The sequence below is a fragment of the Nonomuraea pusilla genome (assembly GCF_900109355.1).
Taxonomy (GTDB): Bacteria; Actinomycetota; Actinomycetes; order Streptosporangiales; family Streptosporangiaceae; genus Nonomuraea; species Nonomuraea pusilla.
This window is the reverse complement of record NZ_FOBF01000014.1, coordinates 1-13577: the sequence shown is the minus strand read 5'-3', so window position 1 is coordinate 13577 and position 13577 is coordinate 1. Positions and strand designations below refer to the sequence as shown.

The 13577-nt window shown below is 69.8% G+C and carries 16 protein-coding genes and 1 tRNA gene; 12 read left to right on the top strand and 5 right to left on the bottom strand.

The annotated features are described in order from the left end of the window. Nucleotides 1-79 precede the first annotated feature (79 nt). The 3 genes from aceE to BMX74_RS26330 all read right to left on the bottom strand — a co-directional run bounded on the left by aceE (nt 80) and on the right by BMX74_RS26330 (nt 5350). On the bottom strand, nt 80-2827 hold the full coding sequence (aceE, locus tag BMX74_RS26340; RefSeq protein WP_055506103.1) for a pyruvate dehydrogenase (acetyl-transferring), homodimeric type: 2748 nt from the start codon (nt 2825-2827) through the stop codon (nt 80-82). Nucleotides 2828-3173: 346 nt separating this feature from the next. Next, on the bottom strand, nt 3174-3818 hold the full coding sequence (locus BMX74_RS26335) for a response regulator transcription factor (protein ID WP_055506102.1): 645 nt from the start codon (nt 3816-3818) through the stop codon (nt 3174-3176). Further along, nucleotides 3815-5350: a HAMP domain-containing sensor histidine kinase gene (locus BMX74_RS26330; protein WP_177227522.1), complete on the bottom strand. Its 1536-nt coding sequence runs from the start codon at nt 5348-5350 to the stop codon at nt 3815-3817. The genes BMX74_RS26335 and BMX74_RS26330 overlap by 4 nt, the downstream gene beginning before the upstream one ends. 100 nt (nt 5351-5450) lie before the next feature. Here BMX74_RS26330 and BMX74_RS26325 point away from each other — a divergent pair, with 100 nt between their 5' ends. The 7 genes from BMX74_RS26325 to BMX74_RS26295 all read left to right on the top strand — a co-directional run bounded on the left by BMX74_RS26325 (nt 5451) and on the right by BMX74_RS26295 (nt 8537). Further along, nucleotides 5451-5633, top strand: coding sequence for a DUF1918 domain-containing protein (locus BMX74_RS26325; RefSeq protein WP_055506100.1), 183 nt, complete (start codon nt 5451-5453; stop codon nt 5631-5633). Nucleotides 5634-5642: 9 nt separating this feature from the next. Beyond that, complete coding sequence (locus BMX74_RS26320) at nt 5643-6050, top strand: secondary thiamine-phosphate synthase enzyme YjbQ (protein ID WP_091103442.1); 408 nt, start codon at nt 5643-5645, stop codon at nt 6048-6050. A gap of 117 nt (nt 6051-6167) precedes the next feature. Continuing rightward, nucleotides 6168-6596: a DUF3052 domain-containing protein gene (locus BMX74_RS26315; protein ID WP_055506098.1), complete on the top strand. Its 429-nt coding sequence runs from the start codon at nt 6168-6170 to the stop codon at nt 6594-6596. Between the two features lie 37 nt (nt 6597-6633). Continuing rightward, on the top strand, nt 6634-7086 hold the full coding sequence (locus BMX74_RS26310) for a peroxiredoxin (RefSeq protein ID WP_091103441.1): 453 nt from the start codon (nt 6634-6636) through the stop codon (nt 7084-7086). A gap of 17 nt (nt 7087-7103) precedes the next feature. Continuing rightward, entirely contained in the window at nt 7104-7412 is a 309-nt protein-coding gene (locus BMX74_RS26305) for a hypothetical protein (protein WP_091103439.1), read from the top strand. Between the two features lie 94 nt (nt 7413-7506). Further along, complete coding sequence (locus tag BMX74_RS26300; protein ID WP_055506095.1) at nt 7507-8448, top strand: ROK family protein; 942 nt, start codon at nt 7507-7509, stop codon at nt 8446-8448. Between the two features lie 17 nt (nt 8449-8465). Continuing rightward, nucleotides 8466-8537 (top strand) — tRNA-Val (locus BMX74_RS26295). Nucleotides 8538-8543: 6 nt separating this feature from the next. Here the strand turns inward: BMX74_RS26295 and BMX74_RS26290 are convergent. Then, nucleotides 8544-10031 carry a site-specific integrase gene (locus tag BMX74_RS26290; RefSeq protein WP_091103437.1) on the bottom strand — a complete coding sequence of 496 codons (1488 nt, stop codon included), beginning with the start codon at nt 10029-10031 and terminating at the stop codon, nt 8544-8546. A 667-nt stretch (nt 10032-10698) separates the two neighbouring features. Between BMX74_RS26290 and BMX74_RS26285 the strand changes: the two genes are divergently transcribed. Continuing rightward, nucleotides 10699-11010 (top strand): hypothetical protein, encoded by a 312-nt coding sequence (locus BMX74_RS26285; protein ID WP_143078772.1) that lies wholly within the window; start codon nt 10699-10701, stop codon nt 11008-11010. Nucleotides 11011-11037: 27 nt separating this feature from the next. Here the strand turns inward: BMX74_RS26285 and BMX74_RS26280 are convergent, their stop codons facing one another. Continuing rightward, nucleotides 11038-11559 carry a helix-turn-helix domain-containing protein gene (locus BMX74_RS26280; RefSeq protein ID WP_143078771.1) on the bottom strand — a complete coding sequence of 174 codons (522 nt, stop codon included), beginning with the start codon at nt 11557-11559 and terminating at the stop codon, nt 11038-11040. Between the two features lie 176 nt (nt 11560-11735). Between BMX74_RS26280 and BMX74_RS26275 the strand changes: the two genes are divergently transcribed. From BMX74_RS26275 to BMX74_RS45840, 4 genes are all read left to right on the top strand, one after another. Then, nucleotides 11736-12014, top strand: a complete 279-nt coding sequence (locus BMX74_RS26275) for a helix-turn-helix domain-containing protein (RefSeq protein WP_091103432.1) — start codon at nt 11736-11738, stop codon at nt 12012-12014. Continuing rightward, nucleotides 12011-12349, top strand: coding sequence for a hypothetical protein (locus BMX74_RS26270; RefSeq protein ID WP_091103431.1), 339 nt, complete (start codon nt 12011-12013; stop codon nt 12347-12349). Before BMX74_RS26275 ends, BMX74_RS26270 begins: the two co-directional genes overlap by 4 nt. After that, entirely contained in the window at nt 12346-13158 is an 813-nt protein-coding gene (locus tag BMX74_RS26265; protein WP_091103429.1) for a phage antirepressor, read from the top strand. The genes BMX74_RS26270 and BMX74_RS26265 overlap by 4 nt, the downstream gene beginning before the upstream one ends. Before the next feature lie 199 nt (nt 13159-13357). After that, entirely contained in the window at nt 13358-13492 is a 135-nt protein-coding gene (locus BMX74_RS45840; RefSeq protein WP_256257269.1) for a hypothetical protein, read from the top strand. Nucleotides 13493-13577: the final 85 nt, after the last annotated feature.

Below are 13577 nucleotides of genomic sequence, written 5' to 3'. Positions count from 1 at the left end.
CCCCAGCTGTGCCGCGGGTCCCCGACACGGCGGCGCCCCCGCGAAGAACCCTTCGCGGGGGCGCCGGTCCTTACCGGACTCAGACTCCCATGGACTGGGTGTCGTTGCTCTCCGCGCCACCCGCCTCGGTGACGCCGTTCTTCAGGTGGTAGCGGGCGACCGCCTCACGCAGCACCTCGCCGTCGATCTCGCCACGCTTGGCCAGCCTGGTCAGCACGGCCAGCGTGATCGAGGCGGCGTCGACGTGGAAGTGGCGGCGCAGCGCCGAGCGGGTGTCGGACAGGCCGAACCCGTCGGTGCCCAGCGAGCTCCAGTCGCCCGGCACCCACTGCGCGATCTGGTCGGGGACCGCCTTCATGTAGTCGCTGACGCCCACGAACGGGCCCTGCGCCTGCGACAGCACCTGCGCCACGTACGGCACCCGCTGCTCGGCGTCGGGGTTGAGCAGGTTGTGCTCCTCGCAGGCCAGCGCCTCGCGGCGCAGCTCGGACCAGGAGGTGGCCGACCAGACGTCGGCCGACACGCCCCAGTCCTCGGCCAGCAGCCGCTGCGCCTCCATCGCCCACGGGCCCGCCACGCCGGAGGCGAGGATGTTGGCCTTCGGGCCCTGCGTCCGCGGGCCCTCGGCGAACCTGTACAGGCCCTTGAGCAGGCCCTGCACGTCGAGGTCCTCGGGCTGCGCCGGCTGCAGGTACGGCTCGTTGTAGACGGTCAGGTAGTAGAAGACGTCCTCGGGCTGGTCGCCGTACATGCGGCGCAGGCCGTCCTTGACGATGTGCGCGATCTCGAACGCCCACGCCGGGTCGTACGAGACGGCGGCCGGGTTCGTCGAGGCGATCAGCGGTGTCTGGCCGTCCTCGTGCTGCAGGCCCTCGCCGTTCAGCGTGGTGCGGCCCGCGGTGGCGCCGAGCAGGAAGCCTCGGCCCATCTGGTCGGCCATCTGCCACATCTGGTCGCCGGTGCGCTGCCAGCCGAACATCGAGTAGAAGATGTAGATCGGGATCATGTGCTCGCCGTGCGTGGCGTACGCGGTGCCCGCGGCGATCGTCGAGGCCATGGAGCCCGACTCGCTGATGCCCTCGTGCAGGATCTGGCCCTGCACGGCCTCCTTGTACGACAGCAGCAGCTCGCGGTCGACGGCCTCGTACGTCTGGCCGTGCGGGGAGTAGATCTTGGCCGTCGGGAACATCGCGTCGAGGCCGAAGGTGCGGGCCTCGTCCGGGATGATCGGCACGAACCTGTGGCCGATCTCCTTGTCGCGCATGAGGTCCTTCAGCAGGCGGACGAACGCCATGGTGGTGGCCACCTGCTGCTTGCCCGAGCCCTTGCTGAACGTCTTGTACGCGTCGTCGCCGGGCAGCTGCACCTGCTTGGCGCGGACGACGCGCTTGGGCAGCACGCCGCCGAGCGCCGCGCGGCGCTCCTTCATGTACTGGATCTCCGGGTCGTTCTCGCCCGGGTGGTAGTACGGCGGCAGGTCGCCTTCCAGCGCGGAGTCGGGGATCGGCAGGTAGAGCCGGTCGCGGAACTCCTTCAGCTCGGCCTTGGTGAGCTTCTTCATCTGGTGCGTGGCGTTGCGCGCCTCGAAGTCCTTGCCGAGCGTCCAGCCCTTGATGGTCTGGGCGAGGATCACCGTGGGCTGGCCGACGTGCTCGCGCGCCGCCTTGAACGCCGCGTAGACCTTGCGGTAGTCGTGGCCGCCGCGCGACAGCTTGCGGATCTCGTCGTCGCTGAGGTGCTCGACCATCTTGCGCAGGCGCGGGTCGCCGCCGAAGAAGTTCTCGCGGATGTAGCCGCCCGACTCGACCGAGTAGGTCTGGAACTGGCCGTCGGGGGTGGTGTTCATCTGGTTGACGAGCACGCCGTCGACGTCGGCCGCGAGCAGCGGGTCCCAGTCGCGGCCCCACACGACCTTGATGACGTTCCATCCGGCGCCGCGGAAGAACGACTCCAGCTCCTGGATGATCTTGCCGTTGCCGCGCACCGGGCCGTCGAGCCGCTGCAGGTTGCAGTTGATGACGAACGTGAGGTTGTCGAGCTCCTCGCGGGCGGCCAGGCCGATCGCGCCGAGCGACTCGGGCTCGTCCATCTCGCCGTCGCCGAGGAACGCCCACACGTGGCTGCGGGAGGTGTCCTTGATCTGGCGGTTGAGCAGGTAGCGGTTGAACCGCGCCTGGTAGATCGCGCCGATGGGGCCGAGGCCCATCGAGACCGTCGGGAACTCCCAGAAGTCGGGCATGAGCCGCGGGTGCGGGTACGAGGGCAGGCCGTGGAAGCCGTGCGACAGCTCCTGCCTGAAGGCGTCGAGCTGCGCCTCGTTGAGGCGGCCCTCGAGGAAGGCGCGGGCGTAGATGCCGGGGGCCGCGTGGCCCTGGAAGAACACCTGGTCGCCCGACTCGCCGTGGTCCTTGCCGCGGAAGAAGTGGTTGAAGCCCACCTCGTACAGGGACGCGGCCGAGGCGTAGGTGGCGATGTGGCCGCCCACGTTGGTGCGGGCGTTCGCGCGGGACACCATGACGGCGGCGTTCCAGCGGATGTAGGCGCGGATGCGCCGCTCGACGTGCTCGTCACCCGGGAACCACGGCTCCCGCTCCGGCGGGATCGTGTTGATGTAGTCGGTGCTGCGCAGGCCCGGTACGCCGACCTGGTGCTCGCGGGCCCGCTCCAGCATGCGGAGCATGAGGTACCGGGCCCTGGTGCGGCCCTCGGTCTTGACCACGTTGTCGAGGGACTCGAGCCACTCGTTGGTCTCACTGGGATCGACATCAGGCAGCTGGCTGGGTAGGCCGTCGCTGATGATCGAGAATCGCTGGCGTCCGGAAGCCACTGGGTCTCGCCTTCCGAGAATGACTGATGTCTTGGTCTGGGTCGCCTTCCATCCTGGTAGCTGTCAGCAGAAAGTGCATCTCTACTGGCCGGTAACCAGGATGTCCCTGCTGGCAGGGGCACCATCGGTGGCCTAGACCACCGATCGTAGGACGAATCGCCACCAAAGGTTACATCGTGAACTGATTTTAACAAGACCGGAAAAGCTACGAAATTTCGCCCGTCCGGCGCATACATGCCCCGAAAGGGTGGGCCGTATCCTGATCCATCGCTCAGGTGGCAAGACGGGCGAGTCTAGCGGCCCGTCCCCCCGCCTCCCGCCCCAGCCCCTCCCGCCCGCCGGAGCGTCAGCCCAGCGCCTCGTCCAGCGGGACGAGCCCCTGCTGCAGGGCCACGATCGCCGCCTGCGTACGGTCCGCGACGCCGAGCTTGGCCAGGATGCTGGAGACGTGCGTCTTGACCGTCTCCCTGCCCATGCCGAGCGCGCGGGCGATCTCGGCGTTCGACCGGCCGCGCGCCAGCGCCTCCAGCACCTCCCGCTCGCGCGGCGTCAGCCCGTCGAGCGGGCCGCGCCGCGCGCCGTGGCGCAGCAGCAGGGCCGCGACCCCGGGAGCGAGCACGCTGCCGCCCTCCGCCGCCGCCCGCACCGCCGCCACCACCCGGTCCACCCCCGCCGTCTTCGGCAGGTACGACAGCGCGCCCAGCCGCATCGCCTCGACCACCCTGTCGTCCTCGTGGAAGGAGGTGAGCACGATCACCGCCGGACGCCCCGGCTCGTCGCGCAGCGCCCGCAGCACCCCCAGGCCGTCCACGACCGGCATCACCATGTCGAGCAGCAGCACGTCGGGGCGCAGCGCGCGCACCGCCGCGAGGGCCCGCGCGCCGTCCTGGCTCTCGCCCGCCACCTCGACGCCGTCCTCCTGCTCCAGCACGAAACGCAGCCCCTGCCGCACCACCTCGTGGTCGTCGGCGATCAGCACCCTGATCGTCATGGCGCCCGCTCCGGCAGCACCGCCACCACCGTCGTGCCTCCGCCTGGCCCGCCGCGCACCTCGAACCCGCCTCCCAGCTCCGTCACCCGCTCCCGCATGAGCGTGAGCCCCATCCCGTGCCTCGCCCGCGCCTCGCCCGGGTCGAACCCGCGGCCGTCGTCGGCCACCTCCAGCACGACCTCGCCCGGCCGCCCCGCCGCGCCGTCGCGGCGCGACAGCCGCACCGCCACCTCGCCCGGCGCGGCGTGCCTGACCGCGTTGCCGACCGCCTCCTGAACCACCCTGAGCACCGCGTGCTCGGCCTGCGGCGACAGCGCCACCTCGGCCAGCTCGCGGATCACCCGTACGCCGAGGCGCGTCTCGTACGCGGCGCACACCTCCTCCACGGCGGGCAGCAGCCCGGCGTCCTCCAGCGCCACCGGGCGCAGCTCCAGCAGCAGCGCCTGCATCTCCCGCATCGCCCGCGCCGACACCTGCTCCATCGACTCCGCCCGCGCCCGCAGGGCCTCCGGAGCGGCGCGGCGCATGCCGCCCGCCAGCAGGCTCAGCGAGAACAGGTCCTGCGAGATCGAGTCGTGCAGCTCCCTCGCGATGCGGCCGCGCTCCGCCTGGCGCGCCTCCGCCCGCGCGGCCAGCCCGGCCGCCTCCACCGCCCGGCCGAGCCTGTCGGTCATCGCGTTGAACGAGCGCTCCAGCGTCGCCACCTCGTCGGCCCCCCTCACCGGGACGCGAGGGCGGAAGTCGCCCGCCGCCACCGCCGCCGTGACGTCCGCGAGCCTGCGCACCCTGCGCGTCAGCCCGCGGGTGGCCAGCATGCCGAACACCAGCCCGACCGGCACCACCACGGCCAGCACCACGCCGCCGGGCGCGAGCAGCGGAGCCAGCCACTCCCCGGGGACCGGCGGCGGCAGCCACCCGGGCGGCGCCTCCACGTAGACGTACCCGGCCGTCCTCGGCGGCGCGCCCTCGCCTGCCCGCAGCAGCACCGGGCTCAGCCACCACGTCGCCCCGCCGCCGGACGCGTCGCGCACGCCGCCGCCATCCCCTCCGCTGGGGAGCGCCACGCCGAGCCGCCCGCCCGCCGCGTACCTTCCTGGCGCGGTGCTCCTCACGATCTCCCCGTACGCGTCCGTGAGCACCTCGGCAGGGCCGCCGGGGGCGGCCGCGGGGATCACCGGGGCGGGGGAGGAGGAGGGCGACGTCGGCGCGGGAAGCTCCGGGGCCGGGGGCGCGTCGGGGCCCCACTGTCCCGCGCGCCGCAGCGGCCCGCGCCCATCCAGGCCGGTGCCCCTGACGTCGGCCCCGGCCAGCAGGTCCCGCTCGGACCGGTTCGCGCCGCCCCCCGAGACCGCCAGGCTGAGCACCTTCGCGTCGGCGGACGCCTGCTCCCGCACGATGGACATCAGGTCGTCGCCGCTCGCCCGCGGCGCCAGGTAGGCCAGCACCAGCACCGTCTCGACCAGCAGCACGGCCGTGGCGGTCACGAGGACGTACGACGCCGCCATCCGGCCGCGCAGCCCGAAGCGCCACATTCCGGCAGCGTAACGGTTCGGCCAACTTTCGCCCTCCCCCGTGCGAGGGAGGGGTGCATCCCCCTTTTCGCCTGTCCCGTCCCGTATCAATCTGGGTGGTATGAATGCGACGGTAGGGGACCGACTCGTGGTCCACGGCAAGACCGTAGGCGAGGTGGACCGGCAAGGCGTCATCATCGAGGTCCACGGCGCGGACGGCGGGCCTCCGTACATGGTGCGCTTCGAGGACGGCCACACCGGCCTCGTCTTTCCCGGCCCGGACGCCGTCGTGGTCCATCAGTAGGATTTCCACGTGAAGTCTGAACTCATCTCTGTCGCCACGGGCTCACGCGAGACGGTCCACGACATCACCGCCGCATGCGAGGAGTTCGTCAGGGCACAGGACGGAGATGGGCTGCTGCACGTCTTCGTGCCGCACGCGACCGCCGGCGTGGCCCTGCTCGAACTCGGATCGGGCAGCGACCATGACCTGGTGGCCGCGCTGCGCGACCTCCTTCCGGCCGACGACAGGTGGCGGCACGCGCACGGCTCGCGCGGCCACGGCAGGTCGCACGTCATGCCCGCGCTCATCCCGCCGTACGCCACGATCCCCGTGGTGGGCGGGCGGATGGCGCTCGGCACGTGGCAGTCCGTCGCGATCGTCGACCTCAATGTCGACAATCCGCAACGCCAGGTTCGGCTGTCGTTTCTGTCCGATTGATTCCGCCCGAGTAGGGCCGTACCCGTGGCGACCGTTGACGACTGAGGGTCACAGCGTGTGGACTGTGCCGAAGCGATAAACCGCATAAGCGGGGCCACTCAAGCAGGAGGGATAAACGTGAGCGCGACCGCGGGTCAGGCGCAGGGCGAGCGCGGCCTGGCCGAACGACTCAGCCTCAAGCCGGGTCAGGTGGTGCAGGAGATCGGCTGGGACGAGGACGTCGACGACGAACTCCGCGAGTCCATCGAGGAACTGACCGGCAACGAGTTGCTGGACGAGGACAGCGACGACGTCGTGGACGTGGTGCTGCTGTGGTGGCGCGACGGCGACGGGGACCTCTTCGACGCTCTCAGCGACGCCATGCGAGCACTCGCCGACGGCGGTCAGATCTGGCTGCTGACTCCCAAGGCCGGACGCGAAGGCCACGTGGAGCCGAGCGACATCGGCGAGGACGCAGCCACCGCGGGCCTGTCCCAGACCAGCAGCATCTCCGCGGCGCCCGACTGGTCCGGCACCAGGCTCGTCGCGCCCAAGGGCCGACGGTAGGGAGCCGACGGCACCCGGCGTACGGCAGGATGGTGCCGTGAACGCGCATCCTGCCGAGGTCGGCGCCCAGGCTCCGGACTTCGAGCTACAGGACCAGCACGGCACCCCGGTGCGGCTCTCGCAGTTCCGGGGCAGGAACGTCGTGCTGGTCTTCTACCCGCTCGCCTTCACCGGCGTCTGCCAGGGCGAGCTGGCCGCGCTGCGCGACTTCGACGCCGACGCGCAGCTCCTGACCGTCTCCGTCGACTCCGTGTTCGCCCACCGCGCGTGGGCCGACCGGGAGGGCTACACGTTCCCCCTGCTCTCCGACTTCTGGCCGCACGGACAGGTCGCCCAGGCGTACGGTGTGTTCGACGATGCGAAGGGGCTCGCGCGGCGAGGGACCTTCGTCATCGACGGCGAAGGCGTCATCCGGTGGTCGGTCGTCAACCCGAACTCCGAGGCGCGCGACGTCGCCGACTACGTCAAGGCACTCGCCGAGATCTCCTGACTCCACCGGAGGGAACGATGCCCTGCTACCGCTGCGGGGCCTGGCAGACCGACCCGGTCCGCGGCGCCAGCCCCTGGAAGCGCGGGGTGCGCGACGAGACCCAGGTGCTCATCTGCCCGGACTGTCAACGCCTGCCCGGCCTCGACCTCGACACGTGCTCCACGTGCCGTTCCACGGCGCTCGTCTGCCGGCTGGGCGAGGTCGAGTGCCGCTCCTGCGGGGCGGTGCGCCCGGCCCGCGCCACGGCCTTCGCCACGCCGCCACCGCCGCCGGGGCTGTCGGCCGAGGTGGAGGCGGCACTCAACCGCGTCCTCGGCCGCGCCTGACGCCGGCGTCTCGTGGGGTCGCCGGTGGGCTCGGTGGCAGCCGACTTTTCCCGGCATCCAGTGACCTGCGCTATCGTCTCCTTCCGTGTCCGCAATGAGTTCGTTCGTCGTCGCTCTCGACGTCGGTGGCACGTCCATGAAGGGCGGCCTCGTCAGCGAGACAGGCGCGGTGCTGCACAGCGAGCGGCGCCCCACCCCCCGAGCCGAGGGCCCGGACGCCGTGGTGGCCGCCATTCGCGACTTCATCAGCCACCTCGCCACCGCCGGCGACGGGACTCCGGAAGGCGTCGGCCTGGCCGTCCCCGGCCTGGTGTCGGAGACCGCCGCCAGCTACGCCGCCAACCTCGGGTGGCGCGACGTCCCCGCCTCCGACTTCACCACCCTGGACGTCCCCGTCCTCCTCGGCCACGACGTCCGCACCGGCGGCCTCGCCGAGAGCGTCTTCGGCGCCGGACGCGGCATCTCCGACTTCCTCTTCCTCCCCATCGGCACCGGCATCGCCGGCGCCATGATCATCGAGGGCGCCCCGTACGGCGGCTCCTCCGGATGGGGCGGCGAGATCGGGCACGTCCCCGTCTTCCCCGACGGCGAACAGTGCGCCTGCGGCCAGCTCGGCTGCCTCGAGACGTACGCGTCGGCCGCCTCCGTCGGCCGCCGCTACAGCCTGCGCGCCGGCCTGGAAGGCGTCCGCGCCGAACAGGTCGTCTCCTCCGACGACCCCATCGCCATCGAGGTCTGGGACGAGGCCGTCGAAGCCCTCTCGCTCGCCCTGGCCACGTACACGCTGCTCCTGGACCCCAGCCTCATCGTCCTCGGCGGCGGGCTCTCCGAAGCCGGCCCGGCCTTGTTCGACCCGGTCCGCACGCGCCTGGTCAAGCGCCTCACCTTCCGCGACGCCCCACCCCTGGTGCCCGCGGCGCTGGGCGTCGACGCCGGCATGCTCGGCGCCGCCCTGCTCGGCTGGCGCGCCGCCGGCCGCCCGGACCTCGGCCCGGACTGGAGCACGGATGTGCGATCGGCCCCTTCGGTGTCGTAAGGTGTAGTGCCGATCAGGGGCGGTTAGCTCAGCGGTAGAGCACTCGCCTTACAAGCGAGGGGTCACTGGTTCGAACCCAGTACCGCCCACCCAGGTCAGACCACCTTTTTAGGCCGCGGCCGAAGATCCGAAACAGGCGAGTGGGAGATTTTTGGGAGATCAACTCCCGGCGCCCCGCTCCGGAACGGCTCCAGAAGATCATCCAAGAGGGGTACCGGAGACCGGCCCCCGCCGATCGCGGCCCGCTCCCGAAGCGAGGCCTCCCACCGTTCCTGAAGGCTCGTCGTGATCCGGCGGACCATCTCCGGCGAGGTGTGCGAATAGGTGCCGATGATCCCCGGTAGCTCGTGGCCGAGACGCTCCTCCGACGCCACCGCGGGGATGTCGTCTTCGTCGAGCCACACCTTGTGTCCGTGGCGCAGGCCGTGCACCTTCAGGCCGGGCAGGATGGGCAGCCACGAGACGACGTGGTGCTGTTCGATGTCGTAGCGCCAGAACCCCTGCCGCCGCGGCGGCGCGAACTCCTGGCCGGGCACTGCGGCAGGCCACGACCGCCGCACGATGCCAGGCCATGGTGCCTGTGCCACGTCTGCCAGCACCGGATAGCCGGGCCGGTCCTTAGCGTCGGCGAACCGGCCGTCCACCGCAGGTCGGAACCGGCGTCGGCCGAAGTTGCTGCGCCGCTCGTGCGTACCGTCCTCCCCGAGGAACACGTACTGGCCGCCGCCGCACCCCTGCGGGCCCTTGCACGCGCAGGCCCCGCTCTCGTGCGCCTGGAGCTGACGGGACAGCAGATCGGACAGGAACGGCGGCAGGTGAATCGTCCGGTAGCTGTCATCCTTGGGCGCCTTCTTCACCCAGCGCCCGCGGTGCTCGTACACCTGCTGCTCCACGCGGATGGTCGACAACCTGAAGTACTTGCGCTCCAGCCCGATCGACTCGGCCCAGCGTAGACCGGTGTAAGCGATCGTCACGAGGTGGATGAGCTCGTCAGGGCGGCCGGACAGGAGTGAGGCCCGCTCGGCGACGAGCAGCGCCTGCAAGGGACTCGCCCACACCTCTTCGGGGCCGCGGATGCGGCTCTTGCCTGCCTTCTTGCCGCGGTTGCGCGGGCGGACGGCGGGGTTGGCCGGGATGAGCCCGGCGGCGACTGCGTCCGACAGGATCGTGTGGAGCAGGGTGCGGGCTGACGCCGCGGACGTCTTCCCGCATACGCCAGTCCGGTGCAGGCTTAGCTCCCAGGCTGCGATGTCGAGCGCGTTGAGCAGGCGGAGCTGGACCTCGCCGAAGTACGGAAGGATGTGCACTTCGATGTGCCAGCGGTACCCGTCGAGGGTGGTCTCTTCGAGGTCTTGGGCGGGGTACCACCTGTTCACCCAGTCGGTGAGGGTGATGTCGCCAGCGCGGGGGTCTCGCCACAGGTTGCGGCGGATGTCTGCTTCTTGCTCGTTGCCGTACGCTTCGGCTTCTTTTGAGGTGGTGAAGCGGTGACCGTCGTCGCCGCGGGTGGCTGACGCCCAGGTGCCGTCTGCTCTCTTGTATCGGACGCGCCAGTACTTGCCGCGTTTCTCCGCGTGGGCCATTGGGAGATCCTTGAGGGGGTGGGGGTCGCTGGGTCCTCAGGAAAGCATGTGTGGCCTAGTGCCTGCGACGGGTTCGTCTGGGATGGTGGGGGCGGGCCGCACGGCCGGGACCTGCTCCTGGGGGGACGTGATCACCAGCCGTGCGGCGTCCTTGGCGCCCGCGCACCCGATATTGCTTCCGGATAGTAGCGCCGCATTCGCTCTCTGTTAAGAGAGATATACCGGAGAGGGCAAGGACTCCAGGTTTGGAGGGGTCTCTTCATCCGTGACTAATTCGTAACAAGAAGACCTCTGCATTCACTCCAGTCCCAAGCTGGACATTTCGGGCGTAATTGAATAGTGCAATTTTGCCCAATTGGGACACGGTGAGGTCACGGTGCGTAGCGGATAACAGCGCTATGCGTCTGCCGGAAATGTCGGGCCGGAATATCAATCCGACAGGTGTTCCATAACTTCGCAGCGGTGCTTACAGTGGACCAACCTGTCACCTGGCGGGGCAGACAGCTCAAAGGGTCGAACCGAGACACGGCCCAACGGGAGGTTCGATATGGGTCACACACGCCCGCAGCCAACGGCGGCTACGGCTTTGGCCCACGGGATAGCGGCGAAGATCGCTCCCGTAGCGCTTGCCCTGACCTGCACTGCCCTGGTTGCCTGGGCGGCTGTAGTGCACACACTCGTCATCGACGCCGACAGCCGCTTGGTCCTTGCAGCAGTCGGCGCCGCGATCAGCTTCATCGTAGCGGCCGTCGCCTCCTGGTGCATGGTCGTCTTCCGCGTCATCGTTGACGGTCACGCTGACCGCATGGAATCCGCTGCGCACTTCCAGGTGGCCGGCATCCGCCAGGAAGTGCGGAACGTCAACTGGCTCACAACGAACAAATTCAGAGGGGAGGCTCGCGCCTTCATCGACGCGGCCAACGCCTACGGCGACCCGTCCGAAACCGGGCCCATGAGGATCATCAACGGGGCCGGGTAGATAGCACTCAGTGAGAAGCCGCGAGACCTACTCTCGCGGCTTCTTCTTTTGCTGTCGGACGTCCTCGAAGATCTGGCGTCTCATCTGCGCATAGGCCAACAGCCACCGGTTCTTGAAGTCATCGTCGAACTCGGTTGCTTCGAGGATCTCCTTGACCAGCGGGTCGTCCTCGATCTGATCGCTGAGGCCGAGCTGGTCGGGGCGGGCTAGGCCGCGCTCAACGAGTACATCGCCGAGTGTGGCTCTGTGTGCCCGGGGCGCCGGCTGTGGGGGGCCGGCGGGGCGGTCTGGGGTCGTGGCCTGCGTCAGGGCCGGTTCTCCCCCTCGGAGGATTTCGTCCACGCTGCCGTGCTCCCAGCCCAGGGCGTTCTCCAACTGGGAGTAGGTCAGCCCTCGGTAGCTGTCTCGGCTGGCGGCTTCGATGTTGCGGATGGTCGCGATGGAGGGGCCGCCACGCGAGGTGACGTCCTGCTGTGTGAGGCGTAGGAGCTCGCGGCGCTCCCTGACGTAGCGGCCGAGGCGCTGCCAGTCGCCCGTCTTCGTGGTCACCAGCACAGCATGCATGACAGCGGCAGACAGGTCCACCTCTTCTTTGGGATGTAGCGCTGATATAGCCGCAGGTAAGCGCACGATTCCCTTTGACAACATAGGTAACTAGCGCCTCAGTAGCGGTTTTTTAGCGCCAAAAGCTTGCGCGCTGTCTGGTGCTGTCATAAGTTAGCGCCATGACAGCGCCAAGCTTCATCGGTCCTCAGGTAAGGATCAGAGACCTCAGAAAGGCCCACGGTCTCACCATCCCGGCCCTCGTCCAGCGGATCCGCACCTTCGGCGTGACCGTCCACAAGGACACGATCAGTAACGTCGAACTCGGCTACCGCCGCGCCAGCGACGAGCTCCTGACCGCATGGGCGAAGGCCCTCGGCATCAACCCGCTCGACGTGTGCCAGCCGCCCGCCGACCAGGACGCCTACTCCGGTGTCGACCGCGAGGCAGGCGCGGCGTGAAGCCCCTGGAGCGCGTCTTCACGGTGCAGCAAACCGTTGAGCTGCTCGGTGGAGAAGAGATCGTCACCCCGCACTGGATCAAGCAGGCCGCCCGCCGGCACGGCATCGGCACCCTGATCAAACGTCGGCTGGTGTTCACCGAGAGCCAGGTACAGGCCCTGCTCGACGCCCAGGCGCTCGACGCACAGCAGGGGAGCAAGCCGCGTCCCGCGCCCAAGAGCACCATCAGGAAGCCGAAGGCCGCCAAGCCGCAGCCCATCCCCGCCCCTGCCGCCAACGTCACGCCGCTCCAGGCTCGCCCCGAGCGCGCGCGCTCCTTCGGGAGGCCCGCATGAGCGAGATCCAGCGCTTCGAGTTCCCCGGCACGGGCCAGCCCATCCGCTCCGTGCTGATCGACGGCGACCCCTGGTTCGTCGGCAAGGACGTTGCCGAACTCCTCGGCTACGCCAACCCGCGCGACGCCATCGCCAAGCACGTCCCCGCACGTCACCGGGGGGTGTCGCGAATCGCGACCCCCTTCGGAGAGCAGGAGATGACGGTCATCGGCGAGGCCGGCGTCTACCGGCTGGTGATGCGCAGCAACCAGATCCAGGCGGAGGCGTTCCAGGATTGGCTGGCCGAGGAGGTCATCCCGTCGATCCGCCGGACCGGCGGCTACGGCAAGGTGTCCACGTTCGACCCGACCGACCTGGAGCACGTCGCCCAGCTCGCCCGGATCGCCGCTGACCAGAAGCGCGAGATCGAAGCGCAGGCGCAGACGATCGCCGAGCTGGAGCCGAGGGCGGCGCAGGCCGACCACCACCGCGCCGCTGATGGGCTGAAGGCGGTCGGGGACTTCGCCAACGACATCAAGGCGTGGGCGAAGCAGACCCACAACGTCGTCGTCACCCACAAGCAGGTGTGGGACTTCCTCGCCCACCTGAAGATGCTGATTCGCGGGAACACCGTCCGGCACAACCACCCGACCGCGCACGCGATCGAGAACGACTGGCTGAGGACGAAGGAGACGACGTTCCAGCGGGGCGACCACGAGGAGACGTCGGTCAGCCCGCGGCTCACGCCGAAGGGCGAGGGCTACGCCTGGGACCGCATCACCCGCTACATCGCCGAGAACGGCCACCTGCGCTTGGAGCGTGCGGCGTGAGTGCCGCCGAGTTCGACCAGGCATGCGCTGAGGCGTTCGCCGCCCACTGCCTGCGGCTTGATCTCGACGACGCGCTTGAGATCGCCGCCGAGTTCCAGATCTCCACCCCCTGAGCGGACGCGGGCTCAGCAGACGCAACCTGCCGAGCCCGCGACAACCCGCTCACCCCAGTCGGACCACGACTTAAGGAGCAAGGTCCATGCACAGCGTAATCCCTGCCCCGTGGGATGTCGCCGCTCAGACGGCGATCTGGGAGGACATGAAGCGCCTCTCGCCCCGCGCCTACGTGCAGGCCGTCATCAACATCGAGAACCGGGTGGGTGAGGCCAAGTGACCGCCACGACCACGGGTCTGGTGATCCGTACCGCCGCCGACCTGGAGGTGGGGGACATCCTGCACCGGAGCGAGATCTACAGCGT